Here is a 24,503-nt window from a genome sequence, read left to right as displayed (position 1 = left end):
TTCTTCTTCGTTCCTCCCCACGCATCCCGTCCCTGTATCCATTCCCATGTCCAGCACCACCCCCAAAACCTACGAACCTTCTTCCCCCCGCCAGGTCGCCTTCCTGGGCCTGGGCGTCATGGGCTATCCGATGGCCGGCCACCTGGCGCTGGCCGGCCACGGCGTCACCGTCTACAACCGCAGCGCGGCCAAGGCCGCCGCCTGGGTTGCCGAATTCGCGGCTACGAGCAAGCCGGCGCAGGCCGCCCTGCCGCGCCTGGCCGTCGCCGGCGCCGACATCGTGTTTTGCTGCGTCGGCAATGACGACGACCTGCGCGCCGTCACGCTAGGCGCGGATGGCGCCTTCGCCGGCATGAAGCCCGGCGCCATTTTTGTCGACCACACCACGGCCTCGGCCGATGTGGCGCGCGAACTCTACGCGGCGGCGGCCAAGCTGGGCCTGCAGTTCATCGACGCCCCGGTCTCGGGCGGGCAGGCCGGCGCGCAGAACGGCGCGCTCACCGTGATGTGCGGCGGCGACAAGGCGGCATTCGACGCCGTCAAACCCGCCGGCATGGCGTTTTCCAAGGCCTTCACGCTGATGGGCGCCAGCGGCGCGGGCCAGCTCACCAAGATGGTCAACCAGATCTGTATCGCCGGCCTGGTGCAAGGCCTGAGCGAAGCGGTGGCCTTCGGCCAGAAAGCCGGGCTGGACGTGAACCAGGTGCTGGAGGTGATCGGCAAGGGCGCGGCGCAGAGCTGGCAGCTGGACAACCGCGGCAAGACCATGGTGGCCGACAAATTCGATTTCGGCTTTGCCGTCGACTGGATGCGCAAGGACCTGGGCCTGGTGCTGGACGAGGCCAAGCGCAACGGGGCCCGGCTGCCGGTCACCGCCCTGGTGGACCAGTTCTACGCGGACGTGCAGGCCATGGGCGGCCAGCGCTGGGATACTTCGAGCCTCATCAAGCGCCTACGCTAAGCCTACCCCACAGGTAAAAAAAAGCGGCCGCACCGGCTTGTCCGGTGCGGCCGCTTTGCTTTTGGGCTTCAGCCGCCCGCGGGTTTGGTGCTTTGGGCCGGCGGCGTGGCGGGCTTGGACGGCAGCATGCGCGCCAGCTCTTCTTCGCTGATGATCTCGAAAATGCGGATGACCTTCTGCACGCCGGGCGTGGAGCGCACCACCTCGGTGGCGCGATCGGCTTCACGCTGCGTGACACGGCCCATCAGGTAGGTCGTGCCGCGCTCCGTGATCACCTTGAAGGCGTTGGAGGACAGGTCGCGCGCATCGAGCAGCATGGCCTTGACACGGCCGGTGACCAGGGCATCGGAAGAGCGCTGCGTCAGGGTCGAATTGCCCATGATGGCCAGTTCGTTGACCACCGAGCTCACGTTTTCCACGCGCGCGACGATCTGCTCGACCAGCTGCTTGTCCTGGGCGTTCGGCACTTCGCCCGTGAGCAGCACCTGCCGGTTGTAGCTGGTCAGGTTGACGTGCACGCGCTCGCCGACATTGCCGCGGATGCGGCTGGTCGCGCGCAATTCGATGCCCTCGTCCTCGAGCTGCGCGCCGGAGGTGCGGCGGTCGGTTGCCACCAGCGCGCCGCCCGCGACGCCGCCCACCACCAGCGGGAAGCAGGCCGTCAGGCTGCCGCCGATCAGGGTGGCCGTGACGAGGGTCAAAGTCAGCCGTTTAAACGAAACACATTTCATACAGAGGTCTCCTGGTCGCCAAGTAACTGGGTATCCACGCCATCGCAGATGCAATGCAGGACAAGAAGGTGCACTTCCTGGATACGCGCGGTCCGCTCGTGCGGCACGCAGATATGCACATCGGTTTCACGCAGGGCGTGGGTGATCTTGCCGCCGCCGCGGCCCGTCAGGGCCACCACGGTCATCTCGCGCTCGTGGGCGGCTTCGATGGCGGCCAGCACATTGGCCGAGTTGCCGCTGGTGCTCATGGCCAGCAGCACATCGCCGGCGACGCCCAGCGCGCGGACCTGTTTGGAAAAGATCACCGAAAAATCGTAGTCGTTGGCGATCGCGGTGAGGATGGAGCTGTCCGTCGTCAAGGCGATCGCGCCCAGCTCGGGCCTCTCGCGTTCATAGCGGCCGACGAACTCGGCGGCGAAATGCTGGGCATCGGCGGCCGATCCGCCGTTGCCGCAGGCCAGCACCTTGCCGCCGCTGGTGACGCTGGCCAGTATGGCCTGCACCGCCGCCGCGACCGGTTTGGAAAGCACCTGGGCGGCCTGGTACTTGAGGTCGGCGCTGTCAATAAACTGCTGTTCAATGCGTTGTTCAAGCATGCGCCAATGATAGCGGGTCATGCTTGCCCCCTGATGGCCGGCCGGCGCGTTGGCCGGCCCGCCCTGGCGATCTTTATAGAATCGAGGGCTTTGCAAAAAGCAGCCGCTCCCCGGGAGCTGGCCTCTCGCAAATAGCAGGGCACAAAAGCGGAACTAGTTCCAGGAACTATGTCCGGTTCATTCCAAAAATGCGGCGCACGGTGGCCGCTTGCGGAAAATTTGCGCCATCATCGATACATACGGTTACTTAACAAGCCAGTCCCACGCACATGAGCAGTCCCGTCTTTGATCCCGAGGTCGTCAGCAAGGTGACCGCCGCCTTCATGCAGGCGACGGCCGCAAGATGGTCGTCCCCGAGCGTGGAGCTCCAGGACCGCGACACCTTCATGCTGATACGCGTGGACGTTGCGCCCTCGGACCAGCGCGACATCGACCTGCCCGTGCGGCAATCCATCGCCCTCGCGCTCAATCAGGCCGTCCCCGTGCATTTCACGCAGAAGTTCGGCCATTGGATCGTCACCTTTCTGCGCGACAACAAGATGGTCGAGACCGTGCACCCGAGCGAATTCCAGACCTGATCCAGCGGGCGCCCCGCCTGGCGGCGGGCACGATTCACGAAGCGTCGAACGCGGCGGGCAGCCACTCGATGGCGGCGCGCGCATCCCCACCTAGCGCGCCCTTGACCAGCACCACGTCAAAACGGCAGGGCGGCGGGCTCGCGAAACGCATCAGGTAGTGGCGCGCCGCCAGCACGATGCGCTGCTGCTTGGCGCTGCTGATGCTGGCCGCCGCGCCGCCATGCAGGTCGTCTGCGCGCTGCCGCACCTCTACAAACACCAGTGTGCCGTCGGGTGCGCGCATCACCAGGTCGATCTCGCCGCCGCCGCGGCCCGGCGTCCGATAATTGGCCTCCACGAAGCGCAGTCCCGCCCGCCCCAGGTAGGCGCGCGCGGCGGATTCCGCGGCATCGCCGCGCGACTTGGTGGTAACCTGCCCGGGCAGGGGCCGCGCTTCGGCGGCCGCGGCCACCGGCGGGACCTTGGAAACCTTTCTGGAAAACCACATTGAACGCTTCTTTCGACCTGGCCCTGGATGCGGCGCGCGCCGCGGCGGGCATGCAGCATTATCCGGAAAGCGCGCTGTATGTCGTGGCCACGCCCATAGGCAACCTGGCCGACATCAGCCTGCGCGCGCTGCAGGTGCTGCAGCTGGTGGACGCGATCGCCTGCGAGGACAAGCGCCACTCCCAGCCCCTGCTGCGCCAGTACGGCATCGACAAGCCGCTGCTCGCGGTGCACGAGCACAACGAGGCAGAGGCCGCTAACCTGGTGATTGAACGCCTGCGGCGCGGCGAGCGCGTGGCCTACGTCAGCGATGCCGGCACGCCCGCCGTGAGCGATCCCGGCGCGCGCCTGGTCGCCGCGGTGCGCGCGGCCGGGCTGGCCGTCATGCCCCTGCCCGGCGCCAGCAGCGTCACCACGGTGCTCAGCGTGGCCGGCCTGGCCAGCCCCGGCGGCGAGACCGGTTTTGTGTTTGCCGGCTTTTTGCCGAGCAAGGCCGGCGAACGCGACCAGGCCATCGCGGCGCTGCAGGCCGATACGCGGGCCGTCGTCATTCTGGAGGCGCCGCACCGTATCGAGGCGCTGGCGCGCGCCATGGCCGTGCTGGGGGAACGCCTGGTCACCGTGGGCCGCGAGCTGACCAAGCAGTTCGAGGAGATCGCAACCGTGCCGGCGCAGGACTTCGCGGCCTGGCTGGCCGCGGGGCCGCAGCGCACGCGCGGCGAATTCGCCCTGGTGCTGCACCCCTCTTACGCGCCCGAAAACGCCGAGGACGGCACGCGGGTGCTGCGGCTGCTGCTGGCCGAACTGCCGCTCAAGACCGCCGTGAAGCTGGCCGCGGACATCACCGGCCTGGGACGCAACGAACTCTACGAAACCGCCCTCAAACTCAAGAACGCATGAACCCCAATGCCGACCAGCTTTGGCGCGCCCCGCGCTGGACACTCGCCGCCCTGCTGGCCATCCTCGGCATGCTGGGGCCGTTTTCCATAGACACCTACATCCCGGCGTTTTCCGGCATCGCGCAGTCGCTGGGCGCCTCGCCGGTGCAGATGCAGCAGACGCTGTCGGCCTACCTGTTCGGCTTTGCCTTCATGAACCTGTTCCACGGCGCGCTGGCCGACAGCTTCGGCCGCCGGCCGGTGGTGCTCTGGGGCATCGCGCTGTTCACCCTGGCCTCGGCCGGCTGCGCGCTGTCGCAAAGCATAGGCCAACTGGTCTTTTTCCGCGCCGTGCAGGGCCTGTCGACGGGCGCTGGCATCGTGGTCTCGCGCGCCGTCATCCGCGACATGTACCCGCCGGCGCAGGCCCAGCAGGTCATGAGCCAGGTGACGATTTATTTCGGCGTGGCGCCCGCGCTGGCGCCCATCGTCGGCGGCTGGCTGTTTGTGCACCTGGGCTGGCACAGCATCTTCTGGTTTCTCACCGGCGTGGGCGTGGTGCTGTGGGCAACCAACTTCCGCTTCCTGCCCGAGACGCTGCCGCCGCTGGACCGCCAGCCTTTTGAGGTGCGGCATTTGATGCGCGGCTATTGGCAGCTGGGCTCCAGCCCGCGCTTTTTGCTGCTGGCGCTGGCCAGCGGCGTGCCTTTCAACGGCATGTTTTTGTACGTGCTGTCGGCGCCGGCCTTCCTGGGGGACCACCTGGCGCTGCAGCCCACCGAGTTCTTCTGGTTTTTCCTGCTCACCATTTCCGGCATCATGTCCGGCGCCTGGCTCAGCGGCCGCCTGGCGGGCAAGATCGCGCCCAAGCAGCAGATACGCCACGGCTTCGTCATCATGCTGCTGACCTCGGTGCTCAACCTCACGGCCAACCTGCTGTTCACGCCGCATGCCTCCTGGGCGCTGTTCCCGATCGCGGTGTTCGCCTTCGGCTGGGCACTGATGGTGCCGGTGGTCACGCTGCTGGTGCTGGACCTGTATCCCGAGCGGCGCGGCATGGCCTCGTCGCTGCAGGCCTTTATCGGTTCGACCGCCAACGGCATCGTGGCCGGCATCGTCGCGCCGCTGGTCATGCATTCCACGCCCGCGCTGGCCGCAGTGTCGCTGGGCATGATGTGCATAGGGCTCACGGCCTGGATGTATTTGCACCACCGCTGGCCGGAAATCGGCCGCGCGGTATCACGCGACTGAGTGCCGCGCTCTCCCTGTCAGTTGTCGTTCATCCGGACCGGAATTTCGATGCCCTGCCCGGTGCGCTGGACCACGTTGCCGGCATCCAGGTAGACCCAGTAGAGCTTGTCCACATCCAGGTCCAGCCAGCGGTAGGTCATGACATCCCCGGGCCAATTGAACACCCGGTCCACCGTCGAGGGGGGCCCGAACTCGCGCTCCACGTCCTGGCGCGTCCATTTGCCGGCCTCGATTCTCGAAAAGTCCTGCAGGTTCAGCACCTGCCGGGCCGCCACCACCTTGCCGGCGGCATCGAGGTCGACCATGGTGGCCGTCTGGGCCTTGGGCTGGCCGGAATATTGCAGGCGCGTGCCCGATGCCAACGGCACCGTGCGCGTCGGCGTGCCGTAACTTGCCAGCACCTGCTCGCGCGACATGCCGGGCGTCACGGGCGTGGAGGCGCAGCCGGCAAGCAGCAGCGCCACAAGGGCCATGGCCGGGGCGGTGTGAAAGGCTTTCATGGGGAAGGGCTCCTGGAATTTTTGATTGTGGAGTTGTCAGATACCACCGGCGGCGCAATGTTCCCGGCCTAGGCGCCGAGCTGGGCCCAGCCGGGAGTTCCGGCGCGGCCGGAGTAGCGGCTTGTGGCATCGTAGCGCTCCCACGCCAGCCGCGCGGCCCGCCCGCCGTAAACATCCCGCTGCAGCCATTCACATTCGGCCTGCAGCGCGGCGTCGCCGCCCAGCCGCGTGTGCCAGACCTTGGCGGTGCTGTCCCAGCGGTAGCCTCGGTTCTTGAGCAGCTCCTTGGCCGCGAAAGGCGCGCCCGTGGCCTGCAAGCGGTAGCTGGGCAGGCGGGCCGAGGACAGCAAGTGGGCCAGGCCGTTGACGCCCTGGCCCGGCAGTTCGGCCATCAGCACCGCCAGCAGCGCATGGCAGTCCATCTCCGCGCGGTGCGCATCGTAAAACCAGCCGAGTTCGGAAGCCAGGTAGCTGAGCTTGGCCGAGCTGTGGCCCGCCGCCGTCCAGTCGATGTCGGCAAAAGAGCAGGCCCAGTTCAGGGCTTGCGCCTGCGGAATCAGGCCTTCGACGAAGGGACGGTCAAAACCCGCGTTGTGCGCGATGACGAGGTCGGCGCCTTCCAGCAGGCTGCCCACGCGCGCCATGTCCAGCTGCTGGCCGGCCAGCATGCCGTCGGTGATGCCGGTGATCTCGCGCGCGATCTTCGGCACCGGCATGCCCGGGTCGCGCAGCCCGTCATAGACCTGGACCGGGCCCGTCGCAAGGCCCGTCTGCGTGTCGACCTGGATGCGCAGCAGCGCCAGCTCCATGATCTGGTCGCGCGAGGCGTCCAGCCCGGTGGTTTCGGTGTCCAGGATCACCACATGGGCCACGGGCCCCTGCGGCGCCTGCGCAAACTCCATGGCCGGCACCAATCGCCTGAGCACCCGGTAGTCGGGGTGGCGCTCCAGCGCCTGGGCCATGGCCTCAGGGTTGTCGTCCGTTGCGGCGGGAGGAAGTGCCGCGGCCTCGGGCGCCACGGGCCTGGGCGCCTTCACCGCCTTGGGCTTGCGCAGCTTGGCGGCAGCGGCCTCGGCGGCCATCGCCAGCAGGCCCTCGTCAAAACCGAAACCCAGTTGCCCGCCCGCCGTCATGCGCAGGGGGAGGCCTGAAGCCTCTCAGTGTGGATACCATCTTGCATGCCTGCTCCTGGGTTTGCTGGAAATAAAGCAGGCTATCTTCGCAGATAGCGCGCCCTCTTCCAGCCGGCCCGTTTGCAGCTTGCTCAAAAAAGCGCTGCCTCATTCCCCCAGCACAAAACCCTCGCGCCGCGGATCGGCGCCGCCGACCAGGCCCTGGGGCGTCACCACAATGCCCTGCAGGCCGCTGGTGAATTCAATGGCCTGCACCTCGTGGCCCAGCGCCTTCAAGGGGCCGGACAGTTTTTCCAGCTCGCTGCCCAGCTCGACCTCGGTGGCGCGGTTGCGGCTTCCCATGTTCGGCAGCGAAATCGCCTGCTGCACGTCCAGGCCCCAGTCCAGCACGCCCACCAGGGTCTTGGCCACGTAATTGATGATGGCGCTGCCGCCGGGCGAGCCCACCGTCATCTTGAGCTTGCCGTCGGCGTCGAACACCAGCGTGGGCGACATGGTGCTGCGCGGGCGTTTGCCGCCCTCGATACGGTTGGCCACCGGCAGGCCGTTCTCCTCGGGCGCGAGCGCGAAGTCCGTCATCTGGTTGTTCAGCAAAAAGCCGCGCACCATGATGTGGCTGCCGAACACCGCCTCAATCGTCGTCGTCATGGACACCGCGTTGCCGCTGCCATCGATGACCGAGATGTGGCTGGTCGCCGGTATCTCCGAATCCTCATCGGGCGCCCAGGCCATCTTGACGCCGGCCGGCACGCCCGGCGAAGCGCGCTTCATGCTGGCATCGGTGCGTATCAGCGCACTGCGGGTCTTGAGGTACTCGGGCGAGACCAGCGCCGTCGCGGGCACGTTCACGAAGTCGGGGTCGCCCACATAGTAGTCGCGGTCGGCATAGGCCAGGCGACCGGCTTCGGAAAACAGGTGCACGGCCTCGGTGGAGTTGGGCCGCACGCCGGCGAGCGGGAAACGCTCCAGCGCGCCCAGCATGGCCAGCACCGCAATGCCGCCCGACGAGGGCGGCGGCATGCCGCACACCTTGTAGGCGCGGTAGCTGCCGCACAGTACCGCGCGCTCCCTGGCCTGGTAGCCGGCGATGTCCTGCGGCGTCATGTCGCCGGGCTGGGCCTGGCTGTTCACGGCGGCGGAGATGTCGCGGGCAATCTCGCCTTTGTAGAAGGCATCGGGGCCCTCCTTGGCGACGCGCCTGAGCACCGCCGCGAAGGCCGGGTTTTTCAGCGTGGCGCCGACCGCCAGCGGTTCGCCGGCCGCGTCGTAAAAATAGGCGCGCGCATTCGCGTTGGCGCGCAGGGTCTTGTCGAGTTTGATCACGGTGTGCAGCCGCTCCGACACCGCAAAGCCGCTTTCGGCCAGGCGTATGGTGGGCTCAAACAATTGGGCCCAGGGCAGCCTGCCGTGCTTCTGGTGCGCAAGTTCCATCACGCGCAGCAGGCCGGGCACGCCGACGGACTTGCCGGAGTTGATGGCCTCCCTGAGCGGCAGGGGCTTGCCCTTGGCGTCGAGAAAGCGGTCGCCCTTGGCCGAGGCCGGCGCCTTTTCGCGGCCGTCATAGGCGTTCAGCGCCTTCTGGGCCGCGTCGTAGCTCACGATGAAGGCGCCGCCGCCTATGCCCGAAGACTGCGGCTCTGTCAGGTTCAGCATGAGGGCGGCGGCGATGGCCGCGTCCACCGCGCTGCCGCCGGCCTTGAGCATTTCCTGGCCGGCGCGCGTCGCATGCGGGTTGGCCGTGGCAATCATGAATTTTTTCGCCGTGACGGCCTTCTTCTCGGTGTAGCCCGAGGACGGCTCGGGCGCGACGTCCTGGGCCGGGACCGGCTGCAGCTGGGCATACACGGCCGCTTGCGACATGAAAAAAGCAAAACCCAGCCCCGTCAAAGCGCGGGCTCTCGTGTGTAAACGCATCTTTTTTTCCTTGTGAAATGGAGAGAATGAGGGCGCCGGTTCACTGGGCCGGCAGGTGCCTGGCGAAAAATTCGCGGATCCTGGCGTGGGCGGCGACACGCGCGGCGGGGTTGCCGCCCACGTGCACGGGCTTGCCGCTGCGCACCACGTCTTCGCGCAGCTTGACGGGGCTCAGCTCGTCAAAGCCGTGGTAGGCCTCGGGGTAGATTTCAATGTCCACGGGCTGGCCGCGTTCCTTGCTGCGTTCGGCCAGCTTCTGGCAGTAGCGGGCCGGCGTCCAGTCGTCGAGCTCGCCGGCCAGGATCAGCAGCGGCGCATAAGCCGCATAGTCGGGCCTGGCCGCCAGCGTGGAAGCGCAGCCGGGGTACATGGCGATGGCCGCGGCAAAGCCGGGCGCGCCCTGTTTTTTCACCGGCAGCTCGGCATTCATCACCTGCACGGCCGCGGTGCCGCCGTGCGAAAAACCGATGGCGCCAATTTTTCCGGGCACCACGTCGGCTCGCGCGTTGAGGTATTCGATCGCGCCATAGGCGTCCAGCCAGCGATGCTCTTCCTGGATGGCCCTGGCCTTGGGGTTGACGGTGCAGATCTGCCGCTCGCCGCGCGGGTTGAAGCTGTCCACCAGCAGGACACCGTAGCCCATGCTGTTCAGCAATTTGGCGGTATCGCGAAAGCGCTGGGTGACGGCGCCGTTCTTGCCCAGGGCGCCGGCGCAGCCGTGGAACATCACCAGCGCGACAAAGCGGCCCTGCGCCTCGGGCTTGTAGAGATACCCGTCCAGCACCAGCCGCTCGCTGCCCTGCCAACGGTCCAGGCTGGGGAATTGCACTTTTTCCTGCGCCAGGCAGGGCAAGGCCAGGCTGAAAGCCAATGCGGCCGACGCAACAAATCGCCATGATTCAAGGTTTTTCATCAAAGCCCTCCACCTTCAGCAAATGGGGCTCTTCAACACGCAGGGCCAGCGTGCTCTCATTGGGCTCATGGGCCGCCGCCGACTCGGGCGCTTCGCCCTGTGTGGAAGCGACGATGGCAGCCTGCTGGCGCGCCGCATCGCCCGAGCGTACCGGCAACACCACGGGCGCGGGAAAGGACGGCGGCCGCACATCGATGGCGCCGGACAGCATATTGCCTATGCGCACCGAGGAAAAGCCGGTGGCGACCTGGCCGATTTCAGCGCCGCTCCAGTTAAGCTGCCCGACCGCGCCCTCGCCTATGCCCAGGGTGATGCCGGAGGTCAGCTGCTCGATGGCAAGCACGCCGCCGGCACTCGCGATGCGCACCGAGCCGGTGCCGGTGGAAGTCGGCGTGCTGTCGTAGCTGTCGGTCTTGAAGCTGATGTTGCCGGCGCCGCTGGCTTCAATCGTCGCCACGTCGGTGCTGGGCCGTATCGCGATGCCGGTGCCCGAGCCTGCCGCGATGCCGGACAGCGTGATGGTGCCGGTCTGCGTGAGCCAGCTGTTTTTACCGCTGGCCATGTTGATGCCGTCGCCGCTGCCCATGGCCGTTCCGGTGGCCGACAGGTCGCCGCCCGCGCTGCGAACCGTGTTGGTGCCGCCGGCCGCCAGCGAGATGCCGTTGCCCGATCCCAAGGCCTTGCCGGCCAGCACAAGCTGCCCGCTGCCCGTCGATTCAATCAGGTTGCTGCCCGAGCCCAGCGCCAGCGCGCTGCTGCTGCCGGCCGATTGCGCATTGACAGTCAGCGTGCCGTCCGCCGTGCGCAAGGTGTTGCTGCCGCCGGTGCCCATGCCCAGGCCGGAGCCGGAACCGGTGCTGGCCGATTGCGCGTTGACGCTGAGGCTGCCCTGCCCGCCGGCCTGCACCAGGTTGGCCCCGGTGGCCATGGACATACCGGCGCCGCGCGCGCTGCTGCCGCTCAGGCTGATGTTCCCGCCCTGCGACAGCACCGAGTTGTTCAAGGAGCCGAAGGTGATGCCGTCGCCACCGTTCGTGCTGCTGCCCGACATCGACAAGGCGCCGCCCACGGTCTTGACCTGGTTGGTGCCACCGGCCAGCGAGATGCCGTTGCCCGCGCCCGTGGCCGCACCGGCCAGCAGCACCTGCCCGGCGCCGGTCGCCTCCAGCGTGTTGCTGCCCGAGCCCAGTGCCAGCGCGCTGCTGCTGCCGGCGGAGCGGGCATTGATGCTCAGCGTGCCGTCGGCCGTGCGTATGGCATTGGTGCCGCTGCTGCCCATGCTCAGGCCCGAACCCGAGCCCGCGTTGCTGGACTGCAAGTCGAGCGTGACGTTGCCGGAGCCCGAGGCCGCGACCAGGTTGTTGCCCGAGCCCATCAGCAAGGCGCTGCCGCCGGTGTTGGCCGCCGTGAGCGTGATGCCGCCCGCACCCGAAGTCAGGATTTTGCTGCCGCCTGTCAGCGCGATGCCTTGCGTCGCGCCCGCGCCCGTGCCCGACACGGCGATGTTGCCGCCGCCCGAACTGAGCGTTGCCAGGTTCAGCGCCACCGGACGGTTGGCCGTGAGCGTGATGTTGCCCGCACCGGTGGATTCGACCTTGGCCTGGGCGGCGCCGTCGCCCAGCACGATGGCGCTGCCGCTGCCCGTGGCCGTACCGCTGATGCTGATGCTGCCGCCGGCCGTGCGCATCAGGTTGGTGCCGGTGATCATGGAGACGGCGTTGCCCGAACCGCTGGAGTTGCCGGTGAGGGCCAGGCTGCCGCTGCCGGTGGCCTGCAGGGTGTTGGTGCCCGAGCCTATGGCCAGCGCGCTGCTGGAGCCTGTCGACTTGGCATTGATGCTCAGCACGCCGTCCGCGACGCGTATCGTGTTGTTGCCGCTGGAGCCCATGGTCATACCCAGCGCGTTGCCGGTGGACTCGGCGTTGATCGTGATGTTGCCCGTGCCGGTGGACTGGATGATGTTGGTGCCGCTGTTCATGCCAAAGGCCGTGGCGTCGGCGTTGCGGGCGTTGATGGTGATGTTGCCGCTGGTGCTCTGGATGGTGTTGGCGCTGGTGCCCATGGAGAAGGCCTGGCCCGTCGCGCCCTTGGCATTGATCAGGATGTTGCCCGCGCCGCTGCTCAGCAGGCTGCCCCCGCCCACCATGCGAAAGCCTATGGTGGTGACGCCGCCGCCGGTGGCATAGCCGGTCGTGGGGTCGGCACCGCCGCCTATGGTGATGTTGCCGCCGTTGCTGACGATTTGCGCGCCCGATCCCAGCGACACCGAACCGACGGCCGCGCCGCCGGCCGAGGCCGAGTTCAGCACAACATGAAGTTTGGCCGTACCCGACGTGATGTTGGCGTTGACATTGATGTCGCGGTTGGCCAGCAGGGTCAGGGTGCGGTCGGTCGCGCCGTTGTAGGCGATGGCGTTGCTGACCGTGATATCGCCCAGCGAGGCGCCGGCGCTGGCCGTGCTCACGGTCACATTGGCCGTGCCCAGCTGGTTGACCAGCGTGGTGGTGTTGAGGATGGACGAGGCGCCCGAACCGGTGAAGGTGTTGCTGCCGTTCCAGGTCGCGGTGTTGCCGCCGGTCGAGATCGTGATGTTGGTCGGGTCCAGCAGCAGCGAACCCGCGTTGCCGCGGGCCGCCGTAAGGTCCGCCGTGCCCGCGTAGTCCAGGAAGTTGACGCCCGACACCTCGGCGTTGCCGCCCTGCCCGCTCGCCGCGCCGCCTTTGGCGCTGATGCTGCCGTAGTAGCGCGTGCTTTCGTCCGACCAGGCCACCACCTTGCCGCCGTTGCCGCTGTTCACCGCATCGGCCTTGACCCGCGCATCGGCGTCTATAAAGGTCGCCCGCGCGCGCTGCTCGCTGCCCGAGCCCTGCCAGTTGCCACCCAGCAGCGCGGTGCCGCCGCCGGCATCACCCGAGGCATCGACCCGCGCGCCGGCAAACAGCCCGACCTTGTCGCCCAGCACTTTGACGGTCCCGCCGGTCTGGCCCGCGCCGTAGCCCGAGGCATCCAGCGTGCCGCTGACCGCCACCACGCCGCTGTCGCCGCCTTCCAGGCGTATCACGCCATTCTTGTTTGTCAGGCTTCTGGCCTGCACCGTGCCGCTGTTGTTGAGCACGGTGGCCAGCGGGTCGCCGCCGGCGCGCGCGGCCATCACGACCAGCCCGCCGTCGGCCTGGATGGCACCGCTGTTGGAGGCCAGCGCCGCCAGCGCGGCGCCGTCCACCTGCAGGTTGAGCAGCCCGTCGCCGTGCATGTCCAGCGTGACGCTGTTGCCCGCGCCCAGGGCCACCGTGCCGCGCTGCGCGCTGATTGCACCCTCATTGCCGACCTGCGGGCCTATCAGCGCGACGTAACCACCCTCGCTGGCCGTGAGCGTGCCCTGGTTGAGCACCTGGCCGCTGGCGCCGCTGTTGTTGCTGAAACGCAGGTTGCCGGCCGCGAAGTCGGCATTGGAAATATCCAGCGTGCTGGCCACCAGGCCGCCGACGTTGACGCTGGAGCCCGGCGCGAACAGGATGCCCGCGGCGTTGACCAGGAAAACCTGGCCGTTGGCATTGATCTGGCCGTAGATGCGCGAAGGGTCGCTGGACATCACGCGGTTCAGCGCGATGGACGAGCGCGAAGGCTGCACGAAATTCACCTTGGCCGCGGCGCCGATGTTAAAAGTGTCCCATTGCGCCGTGAGCTTGTCGCTGAACTGGTTGACGGTCAGCACATTGCCCGAGGTGGTGATGCCACCTGAACCGGCGACGACCTGGCCGTTGGTCGGCAAGGCATTGCCCGGCAGCGCGTCGGCAAACACCCGCCCCGCCTGCAGGGCCAGGACGGCCAGCATGACGGAATTCAGCAGGGGGCGGAAGGCGCGGGGGGAGCGTTGGTGGACGGCATGCATGCGTGACTCTCTTTCTCAGAACCTGTACTTGAAGCCGAGGCCGTAGCCGGTCACGTCGGCGCCTACGCCGGGCGTGTTGCCGGCCGAGGCGAACACCGCGCCGGTGCGGAAGTTGTAGCTCGCCGAGCCGTCGTTGCGTATGCGCGAATAGGTGCCGTAGACGCTCAGGTTTTTGCTGACGGTGCGGTTCAAGCCCAGCGCGACCAGGGTCGCGCCCAGGCCCGCGGTCGAGCAGCTGCGCAGCGCGGGGTCGTTGGACACCGTGTCGCAGCTGCCGGGCGAGGCGCGGCCGGCGCTGGCGCGCAGCTCCCAGGCGCCCAGCGTATGGGTCACGCCGAACAGCCTGGCGCGGCGGCGGTAGCTCTGCAAATCCGGCACCGTGTTGCCGGGAATCACGTCCGACTCGGCATACGAAAGCTTGTCGAGCAGCATGGAGAAGGTCGTCGCGCCCAGCGTGTAGCTGGCGCCCAGGCTCACGGCCCAGTCGCGCGAGGAAGTGCCCTGGGTCACCGCCGTGGCCGAGGAGCCGACGCCGCGGTTGTTGCGGCCCAGGCTGGCAATGCCGAAATACTGGTTGTGCTGTTCGTAGGCGATGCCGAGCTTGAGCGCGCCGTTCACATAAGAGCCACTGAAACCCCAGGCCGAACCCGCGCCCAGGTCGGGCGCCGCCCTGCGCCCGTTGTTGGAATAGGCGATGCGCGCCGACAGGCCCTTCCATTCCGGTGTGGCGTATTGCCACACGCCGGGCTGCCTGCGTATAAAGGCCGCGTCGTCGTTGTTCGCATCACCCACCTCGGTGACCGGGCCGGCCACGCTCGAAGAACCCACGCCCAGGCCCGGCGAACCTATGATGCCGCCCGCGCCGCCTATGCCGTAGTCATTGAAGGGATCGAACTTGGCCGTCATGTCGCGAAACGGCATGGTCCACTGGCCGTAACGCACGGCTCCCCAGTCGGGGCTGCGCAGGCCCACGCCCGCGTCCTGCAGGCTGGTGGCCGCGTTGGATTCGGGGCGCTCGGAACTGGGGCCGGTCTTCGGCACGTATTTGTAGGCCACGCCGGCTTCGGCCTGCCAGAAGGCCTCCAGCCCGCCGCCCAGGCCCAGCGCGCCGCGCACCCCTATCGAGGACGAAGGGTCGCTGATGCGCAGGTAGGAAGGCAGCTGCCTGCCCGTGGGGGTGGCGGAGAAAGTCGCGCCGCGCGGGCCGGCCGGCGTCGCGCCGTCGCGCGCGACCTGCTCGAACTCCAGGCCGAAGCCGCCGTAGATCTCAAACTTGTCCGAGCTCAGCGCCGCATCGTCCGACAGCGAGGAGCCCAGGCCCGCGAAGACTTGCGGCGCGCCGCTGAGCTGCACAAAAAACGTCGGGCTGTGCGAGGCCTCGACGGTGCTCGGTGTGCTGCTGGGCTTGAAGGCCACGCCGACGCTGACCGTCAGCGCCTTGGGCCGCGTGAGCACCAGGCCCAGGCCGGCGCCTTGCAGGCTTCTATGGTTGCTCAGCTGCGCGGGATCCCAAGGATTTTTGTCGATGCGCACGCGGCCGGCGTCGTAAAACACAAAGCCTTCGACGCCGAAGCCGCCCATGCGTCCCAGGCCGTGGCGCAGTTCCAGCCGGGACAGCCAACCCTCGTCGCCCGCGCCCTCGCCTTGCGGGTAGGCGCGCACGCCGCCCGGGCCGCCCAGGAAAAATTCTTCCGACGAGTCGAGGTTTTTCGAGGCCTGCTGGCCCGACAGCGAAGCGTGCAGCGTGAAGCCGCCCGGCAGCGCCTGCAGGCGCGAGAGCGACCAGTTGAGTTTGCTGAAGCGGCCGTTGGTCATGGCCGAACGCGCGTCGAAGGCCGCGTCGGACAGGGTGTCGCGGCTCAGGCGGCCGCGCGTCAGGCCCAGGGAGTAACTCGTCAGCGCGGGGTTGCCGCTCACGCCGTCGCGCCAGTCGCCATAGATATCCAGCCTGGCCAGGGTCGAGGATTTCCTGACGTCCAGGCCGGCCTGGTTGACGCGGTCTATATAGTTTTTCTGCTCCAGCGAGAGCTGGCCCGTGAGGTTGGCCTGCCGGCCGCGCATGAAAGGATAAGCGATGAAGCCACTGAGGCTTTCGCCCTCGCCGCTGGCGTCCAGCGGCGCGAAATCCCGGCCGATTTTGTAGAGCAGGTTGGTGTAAGCCAGGCCCGCGCGCAGGCCGGAGCCGCCCAGGGGCGCCGACACACCCAGGGTCTGGGCCGTCAGGCCTTCGAAGCTGGTGATGCCCTTGGCGCTCCAGGCCTCGCCCAGGCCCAGCCAGTCGTTGGCCGACAGCTCCACCGTCAGGCGGTTGCGGCCGGTGTAGCTGTTGCCCTGGTTGTCAAAACCGAAGCGCGCCTGCGCCAGCGGGCTTTCGCTGATCCTCACCACCAGGTCGGCCGTGCCGGGCTGGGCACCCGCGCGCAGCACCGCCCTGACCGTGATGCCGGGAAGGTCCGTCAGCAACAGCAGCGCGCGCTCTATCTCGGCCTCGCGTATCACCGCACCGGGCGCCAGGCCGGCGATGAAGCGGCGCACCACACCCGGGTCCAGGCGCACATTTTTGGCGGGTTCCACGCTCACCGCGCCCAGCCGGCCTTCCTGGATTTCCAGCCTCACCGTACCGCCGGCAATGTCCTGCGCGGGCAGGTTGGCGCGCGCCACGAGAAAGCCGCGTTCGCGGTAAAAGCGCGTGATGCGCGCGGCGGCCTCGGCCAGCGCCTCGAAGCCGATCTCGCGGCCGGTGAAGCCGCCGAGCTCCGCGGCCAGCGTTTGCGCATCGATGGAATCGTTGCCGCTGAACGCGAACTGCGTCACCAGCACCCGCGCGCCGGTGTCGGCGGACGGCGCGTGGTTTTCCTGCGCGGGTTTTTCAATCACGGCCGGTGCGTCCGCCGGTGCCGGGTTTGAAAGGCCCGGCGCGCGTTCGCGTATGGACTCCAGCATGCGACCGGCATCGGGCGCTTGCGCGAAGGCGCCATAACCGGAAAGCGCCAGCAAGCCGCCAATGACGCTGGGTTTAAAAGGCCGGCTTCTGGATTTGTTCACATGGATTGCTTGCATCTGTCGTTTTCAAAAGCTTTCAGCCGGACCGGCGCCGTGCTTGAAAGCTGCTTCTCCCCGCTGCTTATTGGACTGGGATTTGCCTGCCGGGACCAGTTCGAAATACCCGCCCATATCCATAACCCACGGTTATTTATCCACGCAAAAAATATGTATCACCGCCTAGAAACACCGCGCGCGCACCACTGGCGTGCACAAAGCGAAACGCCCGCTGCAAGGCGGGCGTTCGATCATTCAAGGAGGGGGCCGCCTGGCGCGGCCCATGTCAGCGCTTGAGGAATTTTCCGAAGAAGGCCTCGGCGCGCTGCTTGCTGTCTTCGGCCGCGAGCTTGTTGGCCGCCACGGATTCGCGCTTGCGCGTGGGCGTGTCGTAGGAATGCTCGACACCGGGGTAGAGCACAAACTGCCAGTCGCTGCCGTTGCGCTCGGCGATCTCGGAAAGCCGGGCACAGCGTTCCGGGTTGACCTCTTCATCATCCGTGCCTATCAGCAGCAGCATGGGCGCGTAGCTGCGGTAAGTCTGGGGATACCTGCGCATGACCTGGCCGCAGGCCGGGTACATGCTCAGGAATGCCCGGAAACCCGTGGCCTCGGTCGGTGCCTCGATGCCCGGCGCCGTGGTGGAGGCCGCGGACAGCGCCGTGCTGCCGCCGTTGGACCAGCCCTGCAGAAACACCGGGTCCTTGACGACGGCGGCTTGGGCGCGCAGAAACTTCAGTGCCGCGTAGGCGTCCAGCGGGCGCACCGTGATTTCGTTGACGCTGGCCGGCCGGCTACCGTCGTTGGTGCCCGCTTCAAAGCCGCGCGCATAACCGCGAGGGCCGAAGGAATCCACCAGCAAGGCCACATAACCGCGCTCGACCCAGAACTTCGCCCACGCGACATGGCGCGAGGACAGCGAGTCGGCATCAAAAGTCTGCTTGAGCGTGGTGTACAGGCCGCCGCGCCCATGCAGCATCACCACCGCCGGGTGCGGGCCCGGCGTATCGGGCACGTACTGGTAAGCCACCAGCGTCGTCTTGCCGTCCTCGCTCAGGAAGTTCACGGTTTGCGCTTTTTGCGCGCGTGCCGCCGGGCAGGCCAGCAGCAGCAGGCCGAGCAGCGCGGCCAGGGGCTTGGATCCGGTGCGCAAGAGGGATGGCAATGCGGGCATGGGAGGAATTCGCTTTCAGCAAGGGCATTCGGCAGGGACGGGTTGGCGGCATCATGCAAACGAAGCCGCAGCGCGTCAAGCCCGGCGCACGCGCGCCCAAGCAGCACTTCAGAGGAGCCCATAACTTCAGGTTATTGGCCTCGCGCAAATGTGATGAGGGCGGGCTCGCATGCCCACTTAGGATGCTCTCCTCGGCGCCGGCTTGGGGCCTCCAGGCGCGCCTTCTTTTTCGAAAGCATTCCATGATCCATACCTATACCGATGAAGACGTCGCCCGCAGCGTCGGCTGGCGCGAGGTCTTGCAGGACCTGCCCGCGGCCTTTGAATCCCTGCGCAGCGGCGACGCGGCCATACAGGCGCGCCAGCGCATAGACTGCGGCAGCTGGAAGCTCAGCGGCATGGGGGCGCTGTGGGAAAGCCGCGGCGTCGCCGCCTACAAAACCTATACCAGCCTCAACGGCCAGTTCGACTTCCTGGTCAACCTCTTCGACCTGGCGCGGCAGGACCACCACGTGATGCCGGCAGCGGAAATCACGCGCGCGCGCACCGCCGCCATGACGGCCTGGGCAGCGCACAACATCACCCGGCCGGGCGCGAGAAAAATGGCGCTCTTCGGTCTGGGCATCCAGGGCCGCACGCACCTCGAGGCTTTGCAGGAAACCATGGGCTTTTCGGAGATCGCCATCGTCGACACGGCCGATGTCTCGCAGGCCTGCGAAGCGTTTGCTGCGCGTTACGGCATCGCGGTGCGCCAAATGTCGCCACAGGAGGCAGTGGCTGGCGCCGACCTGATCGTCACCGTGACGCGCTCCAAGCAGCCGCTGTTTGACGGCGCCTGGCTGCAGCGCGGCGCGGCCATTTGCGCGGTCGGCACCAGCCTGCCCGGCGGCACCGAAATCGACCAGGTGAGCCGCGCGCGCAGCGACCGCGTCATTGTGGAATGGAAGCCGCAAAGCCTGGTGGAGGCCGGCGAGATCGTGATCGGGCTGGCCGACAAAAGCCTGGACGCCTCGCAGATCAGCGACCTGCCCGAGCTGCTGGCCGGCCGGGAGCCCTGGCGCCGCTCGCCCGAGGAGATCATCCTGTTCAAGGCCGTCGGCGTGGGCCTGAGCGACCTGGTCGCCGCCAGGCGCGTGGTGCAAAGCCTGCGCGGCCAAGCGGTGGCGCAACCCGCGGCCGCCAGCCAGTACTAGGCCGGCAGGCTCGCCGCCCTTCAGGCCCTGGGCTGCAGGGTGGCTTCCTGTACTTTCTGGAGTTCGTCACCGACGCATTGCGTGAGCGTGCGCATGATGTCGGTGACGGCGGCCGCCTTGAGGTACATCGCGCAGACCGGGAACTCGGCGCGCGGCTCCAGCGGCAGGACCTTGAGCTTGTCGGAAAAAAAGTTGGCGCTGGCCGAATCCACAATCGCCACGCCCTGGTCCAGCTCGGCCAGCCGCACCGCCATCTGGTAGGTGCGCACCGCCGTCTTGCCCTGCTGCCAGTTGAAGCGGTTGGCATAACGCGAATAGATGCGGCCCAGCGGGTCCTTGCCCGAGAGCTCAATCAGCTCCATGCTCGCCAGCGCCTCGGCCGAGATCGTTTTGTTGCGCGCATATTTGCCCAGGCGCGCGGGCAGGCTGGCCGCGACCAGCTGCAGGTGGCCTATCTCCACGCAGTCCAGCGAGGGATGCAGCGGCGGGTCGAAGGCGATCGCCAGGTCCACCTCGTGCATCAGCAGCTTTTGCATCATGTCCTCGGTGTGGCCGGTGTTGAGCTCGCTGCGCATCTTGGGAAACAGCTTGCGCGCCGCCAGCAGCGCGGACGGCAGCACGCTGTTGGCCAGCGAGGCGACGGCCGCCACGCGCACCGCCTTGTCGGCGCCCAGCTTGAGGTTGCGCGCCAGCTCGCGCACGGCATCGAGGCCGCCCGTGGCCTGCTCCACGACCGGGGCCAGCGCGTGGGTTTCCCGGGTCGCCACCAAGCGCTTGCCTTCGCGGTTGAAGAGCGCAAAACCGACGGTTGCCTCCGCATGCTGCAAGGCCTTGGTCACGGCCGGCTGGGACACATGCAGCAGGCGCGCCGCGCCGCTGATGGTGCCGGTGCGCAGTATGGCCTGCAGGACTTCGATGTGGCGGGTTCTCATGGAGGCGGCGGTGTGGTGGCTGACATGTCAGGCGCGGGCAGCGGCGCCGGCCCATTTTGCACTGAAACCGGCCTAGGGCCCGCCGCACGCCTACCTTGCGGCCTTGTGCTGCCGCGCGAAACTTTTGGCCAGGTCCAGGAAGTTTTTTTCGGCCGGTGAGTTGCTGTCCTCCCGGCTCACCAGCGTGATGGGCGCCACCAGGGCCGGCCTGGCATTGCGGATGCGGCAGTACACCACGCTCTCGCGGTGGAAATCCTTCATCGAGGCGGGAACGACGGAGACGCCCGCGCCGGCCGCGACCAGGCTGATGTTGGTCAGCATGCGCTCGACCTCCGTGGCGATCTTGAGCGTGAAGCCAGCTTGTTCACAGGCTTCGATCAGGTCCGAATACATGCCCGGCGCGCCGTGCCTGCGCACCAGGATGAACTGTTCATCGGCCAGGGCCCTCAGGTCGATGACCGGCATCTTGTCCTTGGCGGCGCCCGCGACCAGCGCGTGGCCCACCGGCAGGATCAGCAGCATCTCTTCTTCCAGCAGGGAGAAAAAACTCACGCCGCGCGGATGGCTGACGGGCGAACGCAAAATCGCGACATTGACCGTGCCCCGGTCTATGCCTTCGGTCAGCTCGGCCGCATTGGCTTCCCGCAGGTCCAGGTGGACATCGGGATAGGCGTCGCGGTAGGCGCGGATGATGCCGGGAATCAGGGGGTGGGCCGCGGCCGAACTGGTAAAGCCTATGGCCAGCGTGCCTTCAAAACCCTGGGCGGCGCGCGCGGCGCGCGCCGAGGCCTGCTCGACGCCGCGCAGTATGGCCTTGGCCTCCTGCACAAACACGGCGCCGCCGGCCGTCAGCGCCGCGCCCTTGGGATGGCGGCGGAACAACTCGAAACCCAGTTCTTCTTCCAGCAGCCGGATCTGGTGGCTCAGGGGCGGCTGCTGCATGTTCAGCCGCTCGGCGGCGCGCGTGAAATGCTGCTCCTCAGCAACCATCAGGAAGTAGCGCAGGTGTCTCAGTTCCATCTCAGTTCCATCGCCTCAACCCATCTTTTAAAGATATCAGGAATATTGCATCCGGATTTTAGGTATATGCCCTGGGCGCAGGATGACACCTATGCGTCTTTACACTCACCGTCCATCCTCAAAAATCCACCGTATGGCGCGGCTCGCGAAGGCCCGTGGCAAGATCACCCGTAGACTGGGCGGTCGATGACCAGAACCAGAAAAACGCTTCGCCATCCCATCGCGCAGATGGCCCTCGCCTTTGCCGCCGGCATGCTGCTGGGGCATTTCTTCCCGTCAGCCGGCGCGCTGATGAAACCCCTGAGCGACGGCTTCCTGCGCCTGGTCGGCATGCTGATCGGCGTGCTGATTTTTTGCCTGGTGGTGTCCGGCATCGCCGGCATGCGCAACCGGCTGCAGGCCACGCAAGTGGGCGTCAAGGCCTTCTTCTACTTCGAGGCCATGACGGTGCTCTCGCTGGCGGCGGGCATTGCAGGCGCCCTGCTGCTGGCGCCCGGCAAGGGCTTCGCGCCGGTTTTTGCCGCCGAGGCCGCGCAGCAAGCGGCGCCCGCGCCGGCCACGCAAAGCGCGAGCGAATTTTTGCTCGACATCATTCCCTCGACCTTCACCGGCGCCTTCACCGGCAACAGCATTCTGCAGGTCCTGCTGCTGGCGCTGCTGACGGGCATCGCGCTAGCGCGCGTGGGCGAGCGCGGCCGCGGCCTGCTGGAGCTCATAGAAGGCGTGCAGCAGGTGTTCTACGGCATGGTCGGCATGGTCCTGAAGCTGGCGCCACTGGCCGCCTTCGGTGCCGTGGCCTTCATGATAGGCCGCTACGGCATATCCTCGGCGCTGCCGCTGCTGCACTTTCTCGCCGCAATCTACCTCGTCAGCATCCTGTTCGTCTTCGTCGTGATGGGCCTGGTCGCGCGCGCCGCCGGCTGCAGCATCTTCCGCCTGGTCGCCTATGTCAAGGAAGAGCTGATGCTGGTCTTTTTCACCAGCGCATCGATCGCCGCCCTGCCGGGCCTGGTCGAGAAGCTGGAAAAAATGGGCTGCGCCAAACCGGTGGTGCGCCTGATGCTGCCGGCCGGCTACAGCTTCAACCTGAACGGCAGCAATCTTTACATCGCGATGGCGGCGGTCTTCCTGGCGCAGGTGGCGCATGTCGACCTGGGGTTCTGGCAGCTGCTGTCGCTGCTGGGCATCATGATGCTGACGTCCAAGAGCGCCGCCAGCGTCGCCGGTTCGTCCTTCGTGGCCCTTGCCGCGACGCTGGCCAGCCTGAACCTGATTCCATTGACCGGCATGGTCTTGCTGCTGGGCGTGGAGCGGCTGATGAAATGCCGCTCCCTCACCAACGTGATCGGCAACTGTGTGGCCTGCATCGCCGTCTGCGCTTGGGAAAAAACGCTGGACCGCCAGGCCATGCATCAGGCCCTGTCGGGCAAGGACCTGCCGGCCGCCGCCAACCAGGTCTGATGCAGCCGGTCGCCCAGGCACTCCGCGCGGCCCAGGAACAAGGCGTCCAGGCATTCGGGCCGCTCCAGCCGGCGGTACAGCGCGGCCCGCTCCTCGTAGCGGTCGGCCATGCGGATGGCGGCCGCGACGTAGTCCTCCACGCTGGCGGCGATGCTCCAGTCCGGCAGGCCCAGGCGCCGGAACAGGGCCTCATCAATATGCTCGAACACCTCGGGCCCCGTCTTGCACACGCCGGGCAGGCCGACCGTCATCGCGTCGGTGATGCCGTTGGTGTTGCCGAAAGGAAAAGGGCTCAGGAACATGTCGCAGCGGCTGAAGATGGCGAGGTAGTCGGGATAGGGCTGGTGGGCGTAGACCTCGGCATCCGGCAGGTAGCGGCGTATCACCCTTAGCACCTGCGGATAGATCAGGCCGGTCGCCTGCCCGATCAGGAAATGAAAGCGCACCTGCTTGCGCGAGCCGGCGCATATCTTCTGGCAGGCCAGCAGGAACTTCGGGTTGAGTTTCATGGTGGTCGAGGCCACGGCGATGTTGACCACGGGCGAGTCCTGCCGCCGCGGCCGCGCCAGCGAGACCTCGATGGCGGACGGCCGGTAAGGCTGGCCGTCCTTGGGCAGGCGCAGCAGGGTTTCGCTGAAGCAGGCCGGGTCGCCGACGAAGTCGTCTTCCACGCTGATGTAGTCGATGCGGTCGGAGTGCGTGGTGGCCGGATGGCCCAGCGCGGCCACCTGCACCGGCGCCAGGCGCTGGTTGGCCGCGAACATGGTGATGGGAAACATGCCGACGCTGGGCATGTAGAACACGGCGGGCTTGAGGGCGCAGGCCAGCGTGTGCAGCTGGCGCAGGCAGGCCATCATGTCGTTGGGCGCCTCGAAATCCACCACCTCGTCGAACACCGCCCGGCCCAGCTCGTCGATGTTGCCGGGATAGGCGACGGCCACCAGGTAGAAATGCCGGCGCGCGGCCTCCATGCTCCTGGAGTGCGTGCGGTAAATCGAATGCCCGCCGGAAAACCATTCGAGCAGCACCAGCATGACGGGCTTGTCCGTGCTGGCCGGAGCCAGGGTGAGGGGCACGCGGGCCAGGCCCAGCGCGTCCAGTTTCTTGCGGATCAGGCGATTGATGGGGCGCTTGATCTCATGGCGGCCGGGCAGGTCGGCGTAGCTGCAGTGCATGTACACGTCGTGCAGGATGCCCAGCGGCAAAAGGTCCAGGCTGTCGATTTCCTCGAGATGATCGGGCAACCAGGCCAGCAGCGCCTCGCGTTTGGAGTGCGCGGCGGGCGAGCCGAGAAAGCGCGGCGAGAGCAGGGCCGTGAACAGCGCGGCGGCCAGTTTTTTGTTCTGCCGCCACAGCAGTTCCGCGTCCAGCGGGATTTCCGATTCGGGCGAGTACAGGATGCAGAACTTCACCAGGTCCTGCTCGCTGACATGGAACTCCGGCGCGCCGGGTCCCAGGAAGTTGAGCGACTTCAGGATGTGGTCGCAATGGACGAAGGCGCTGGCGGCGAACAGCGCCGACAGCCAGCGCTGGAAGTTGATGAGCTGGCCGAAGCCGTTTGGCGTGACGTGAAAGCCTGGGTCGGAGAACAGCGCCGAGATGGCGCTGGTGATGCGGGTCAGGCCGTGCGCGTCGCGCTCCCGCGCGCCCACGGCGGCCGACAAGCTGAGCGCGAAGTTGCCGTCAAGGTTGCCGTAGTTCCTGTCTATGAGCAGCAGCAGCTTGACCAGCTCGCGCGCGGCCGGCTCCTGCTGCCGCGAGTAGCACAGGTATTCGAAGTTTTCGAGCGAAAAAATTTCCTCAGCCATGGCGCCCCTCCGGCAACGCCAGTATCACCGTTGCCGACACCAG

General features: G+C 67.3%; 19 protein-coding genes. 6 read left to right on the top strand and 13 right to left on the bottom strand.

Going from position 1 to position 24,503, the window contains the following annotated elements; genetic code table 11:
* The first annotated feature begins 46 nt into the window (after positions 1-46).
* Complete coding sequence (locus BLQ85_RS17730; RefSeq protein WP_074578795.1) at positions 47-961, top strand: NAD(P)-dependent oxidoreductase; 915 nt, start codon at positions 47-49, stop codon at positions 959-961.
* Positions 962-1,029: 68 nt separating this feature from the next.
* Here BLQ85_RS17730 and BLQ85_RS17725 read toward each other — a convergent pair whose 3' ends face one another.
* Complete coding sequence (locus tag BLQ85_RS17725) at positions 1,030-1,692, bottom strand: BON domain-containing protein (RefSeq protein WP_074578792.1); 663 nt, start codon at positions 1,690-1,692, stop codon at positions 1,030-1,032.
* Complete coding sequence (locus BLQ85_RS17720) at positions 1,689-2,288, bottom strand: phosphoheptose isomerase (RefSeq protein WP_074578790.1); 600 nt, start codon at positions 2,286-2,288, stop codon at positions 1,689-1,691. Before BLQ85_RS17720 ends, BLQ85_RS17725 begins: the two co-directional genes overlap by 4 nt.
* A gap of 269 nt (positions 2,289-2,557) precedes the next feature.
* Here BLQ85_RS17720 and BLQ85_RS17715 point away from each other — a divergent pair, with 269 nt between their 5' ends.
* Positions 2,558-2,866 (top strand): hypothetical protein, encoded by a 309-nt coding sequence (locus BLQ85_RS17715; protein ID WP_074578787.1) that lies wholly within the window; start codon positions 2,558-2,560, stop codon positions 2,864-2,866.
* Between the two features lie 34 nt (positions 2,867-2,900).
* Here BLQ85_RS17715 and BLQ85_RS17710 read toward each other — a convergent pair whose 3' ends face one another.
* Positions 2,901-3,353, bottom strand: a complete 453-nt coding sequence (locus tag BLQ85_RS17710; protein WP_083336902.1) for a YraN family protein — start codon at positions 3,351-3,353, stop codon at positions 2,901-2,903.
* Between the two features lie 50 nt (positions 3,354-3,403).
* Here BLQ85_RS17710 and rsmI point away from each other — a divergent pair, with 50 nt between their 5' ends.
* Positions 3,404-4,252, top strand: coding sequence for a 16S rRNA (cytidine(1402)-2'-O)-methyltransferase (rsmI, locus tag BLQ85_RS17705; RefSeq protein ID WP_175456144.1), 849 nt, complete (start codon positions 3,404-3,406; stop codon positions 4,250-4,252).
* A complete protein-coding gene (locus BLQ85_RS17700) occupies positions 4,249-5,481 on the top strand; it encodes a multidrug effflux MFS transporter (RefSeq protein WP_074578784.1) in 1,233 nt (410 codons plus the stop codon). The genes rsmI and BLQ85_RS17700 overlap by 4 nt, the downstream gene beginning before the upstream one ends.
* 17 nt (positions 5,482-5,498) lie before the next feature.
* Here BLQ85_RS17700 and BLQ85_RS17695 read toward each other — a convergent pair whose 3' ends face one another.
* The 7 genes from BLQ85_RS17695 to BLQ85_RS17665 form a co-directional block, all read right to left on the bottom strand.
* A complete protein-coding gene (locus BLQ85_RS17695; RefSeq protein WP_074578782.1) occupies positions 5,499-5,981 on the bottom strand; it encodes a hypothetical protein in 483 nt (160 codons plus the stop codon).
* A gap of 68 nt (positions 5,982-6,049) precedes the next feature.
* Positions 6,050-7,114: a 3'-5' exonuclease gene (locus BLQ85_RS17690; protein ID WP_074578780.1), complete on the bottom strand. Its 1,065-nt coding sequence runs from the start codon at positions 7,112-7,114 to the stop codon at positions 6,050-6,052.
* 147 nt (positions 7,115-7,261) lie between these two features.
* Positions 7,262-9,028 (bottom strand): gamma-glutamyltransferase, encoded by a 1,767-nt coding sequence (ggt, locus tag BLQ85_RS17685; RefSeq protein ID WP_074578777.1) that lies wholly within the window; start codon positions 9,026-9,028, stop codon positions 7,262-7,264.
* Between the two features lie 40 nt (positions 9,029-9,068).
* A complete protein-coding gene (locus BLQ85_RS17680; RefSeq protein ID WP_074578775.1) occupies positions 9,069-9,941 on the bottom strand; it encodes a dienelactone hydrolase family protein in 873 nt (290 codons plus the stop codon).
* Positions 9,928-13,833: a beta strand repeat-containing protein gene (locus BLQ85_RS17675; protein WP_074578773.1), complete on the bottom strand. Its 3,906-nt coding sequence runs from the start codon at positions 13,831-13,833 to the stop codon at positions 9,928-9,930. Before BLQ85_RS17675 ends, BLQ85_RS17680 begins: the two co-directional genes overlap by 14 nt.
* A 15-nt stretch (positions 13,834-13,848) precedes the next feature.
* Positions 13,849-16,878: a porin gene (locus tag BLQ85_RS17670; RefSeq protein ID WP_175456141.1), complete on the bottom strand. Its 3,030-nt coding sequence runs from the start codon at positions 16,876-16,878 to the stop codon at positions 13,849-13,851.
* Between the two features lie 280 nt (positions 16,879-17,158).
* A complete protein-coding gene (locus tag BLQ85_RS17665) occupies positions 17,159-18,046 on the bottom strand; it encodes a dienelactone hydrolase family protein (RefSeq protein WP_083336908.1) in 888 nt (295 codons plus the stop codon).
* 242 nt (positions 18,047-18,288) lie between these two features.
* On the opposite strand from BLQ85_RS17665, the gene BLQ85_RS17660 reads away from it, so the two are divergent.
* Positions 18,289-19,239 carry an ornithine cyclodeaminase family protein gene (locus BLQ85_RS17660; protein ID WP_074578769.1) on the top strand — a complete coding sequence of 317 codons (951 nt, stop codon included), beginning with the start codon at positions 18,289-18,291 and terminating at the stop codon, positions 19,237-19,239.
* Between the two features lie 20 nt (positions 19,240-19,259).
* Here BLQ85_RS17660 and BLQ85_RS17655 read toward each other — a convergent pair whose 3' ends face one another.
* A complete protein-coding gene (locus BLQ85_RS17655; RefSeq protein ID WP_074578767.1) occupies positions 19,260-20,171 on the bottom strand; it encodes a LysR family transcriptional regulator in 912 nt (303 codons plus the stop codon).
* Between the two features lie 90 nt (positions 20,172-20,261).
* Positions 20,262-21,191 (bottom strand): LysR family transcriptional regulator, encoded by a 930-nt coding sequence (locus BLQ85_RS17650; protein WP_074578765.1) that lies wholly within the window; start codon positions 21,189-21,191, stop codon positions 20,262-20,264.
* Between the two features lie 186 nt (positions 21,192-21,377).
* Here BLQ85_RS17650 and BLQ85_RS17645 point away from each other — a divergent pair, with 186 nt between their 5' ends.
* A complete protein-coding gene (locus BLQ85_RS17645; protein WP_371327305.1) occupies positions 21,378-22,652 on the top strand; it encodes a cation:dicarboxylate symporter family transporter in 1,275 nt (424 codons plus the stop codon).
* On the opposite strand, the gene BLQ85_RS17640 is transcribed toward BLQ85_RS17645, so the two are convergent.
* Positions 22,604-24,460 carry a peptide transporter gene (locus tag BLQ85_RS17640; protein ID WP_074578761.1) on the bottom strand — a complete coding sequence of 619 codons (1,857 nt, stop codon included), beginning with the start codon at positions 24,458-24,460 and terminating at the stop codon, positions 22,604-22,606. The two genes, BLQ85_RS17645 and BLQ85_RS17640, sit on opposite strands and share 49 nt — an antisense overlap.
* Between the last annotated feature and the right edge of the window lie 43 nt (positions 24,461-24,503).

This window comes from Polaromonas sp. JS666, from assembly GCF_900103405.1.
Classification (GTDB): Bacteria; Pseudomonadota; Gammaproteobacteria; order Burkholderiales; family Burkholderiaceae_C; genus Polaromonas.
This window is presented reverse-complemented; position numbering and strand designations above follow the sequence as displayed.

Excerpts from the sequence above, each read along its gene's own strand:
- BLQ85_RS17720 (WP_074578790.1), bottom strand. The coding sequence starts at position 2,288 with ATGCTTGAACAACGCATTGAACAGCAGTTTATTGACAGCGCCGACCTC.
- BLQ85_RS17655 (WP_074578767.1), bottom strand. The coding sequence starts at position 20,171 with ATGAGAACCCGCCACATCGAAGTCCTGCAGGCCATACTGCGCACCGGC.
- BLQ85_RS17640 (WP_074578761.1), bottom strand. The coding sequence starts at position 24,460 with ATGGCTGAGGAAATTTTTTCGCTCGAAAACTTCGAATACCTGTGCTAC.
- BLQ85_RS17660 (WP_074578769.1), top strand. The coding sequence starts at position 18,289 with ATGATCCATACCTATACCGATGAAGACGTCGCCCGCAGCGTCGGCTGG.
- BLQ85_RS17650 (WP_074578765.1), bottom strand. The coding sequence starts at position 21,191 with ATGGAACTGAGACACCTGCGCTACTTCCTGATGGTTGCTGAGGAGCAG.
- BLQ85_RS17665 (WP_083336908.1), bottom strand. The coding sequence starts at position 18,046 with ATGCCCGCATTGCCATCCCTCTTGCGCACCGGATCCAAGCCCCTGGCC.
- ggt (WP_074578777.1), bottom strand. The coding sequence starts at position 9,028 with ATGCGTTTACACACGAGAGCCCGCGCTTTGACGGGGCTGGGTTTTGCT.
- BLQ85_RS17730 (WP_074578795.1), top strand. The coding sequence starts at position 47 with ATGTCCAGCACCACCCCCAAAACCTACGAACCTTCTTCCCCCCGCCAG.
- BLQ85_RS17725 (WP_074578792.1), bottom strand. The coding sequence starts at position 1,692 with ATGAAATGTGTTTCGTTTAAACGGCTGACTTTGACCCTCGTCACGGCC.
- BLQ85_RS17700 (WP_074578784.1), top strand. The coding sequence starts at position 4,249 with ATGAACCCCAATGCCGACCAGCTTTGGCGCGCCCCGCGCTGGACACTC.
- BLQ85_RS17675 (WP_074578773.1), bottom strand. The coding sequence starts at position 13,833 with ATGCATGCCGTCCACCAACGCTCCCCCCGCGCCTTCCGCCCCCTGCTG.
- BLQ85_RS17695 (WP_074578782.1), bottom strand. The coding sequence starts at position 5,981 with ATGAAAGCCTTTCACACCGCCCCGGCCATGGCCCTTGTGGCGCTGCTG.
- BLQ85_RS17645 (WP_371327305.1), top strand. The coding sequence starts at position 21,378 with ATGACCAGAACCAGAAAAACGCTTCGCCATCCCATCGCGCAGATGGCC.
- BLQ85_RS17710 (WP_083336902.1), bottom strand. The coding sequence starts at position 3,353 with ATGTGGTTTTCCAGAAAGGTTTCCAAGGTCCCGCCGGTGGCCGCGGCC.
- rsmI (WP_175456144.1), top strand. The coding sequence starts at position 3,404 with ATGCAGCATTATCCGGAAAGCGCGCTGTATGTCGTGGCCACGCCCATA.
- BLQ85_RS17715 (WP_074578787.1), top strand. The coding sequence starts at position 2,558 with ATGAGCAGTCCCGTCTTTGATCCCGAGGTCGTCAGCAAGGTGACCGCC.
- BLQ85_RS17680 (WP_074578775.1), bottom strand. The coding sequence starts at position 9,941 with ATGAAAAACCTTGAATCATGGCGATTTGTTGCGTCGGCCGCATTGGCT.
- BLQ85_RS17690 (WP_074578780.1), bottom strand. The coding sequence starts at position 7,114 with ATGACGGCGGGCGGGCAACTGGGTTTCGGTTTTGACGAGGGCCTGCTG.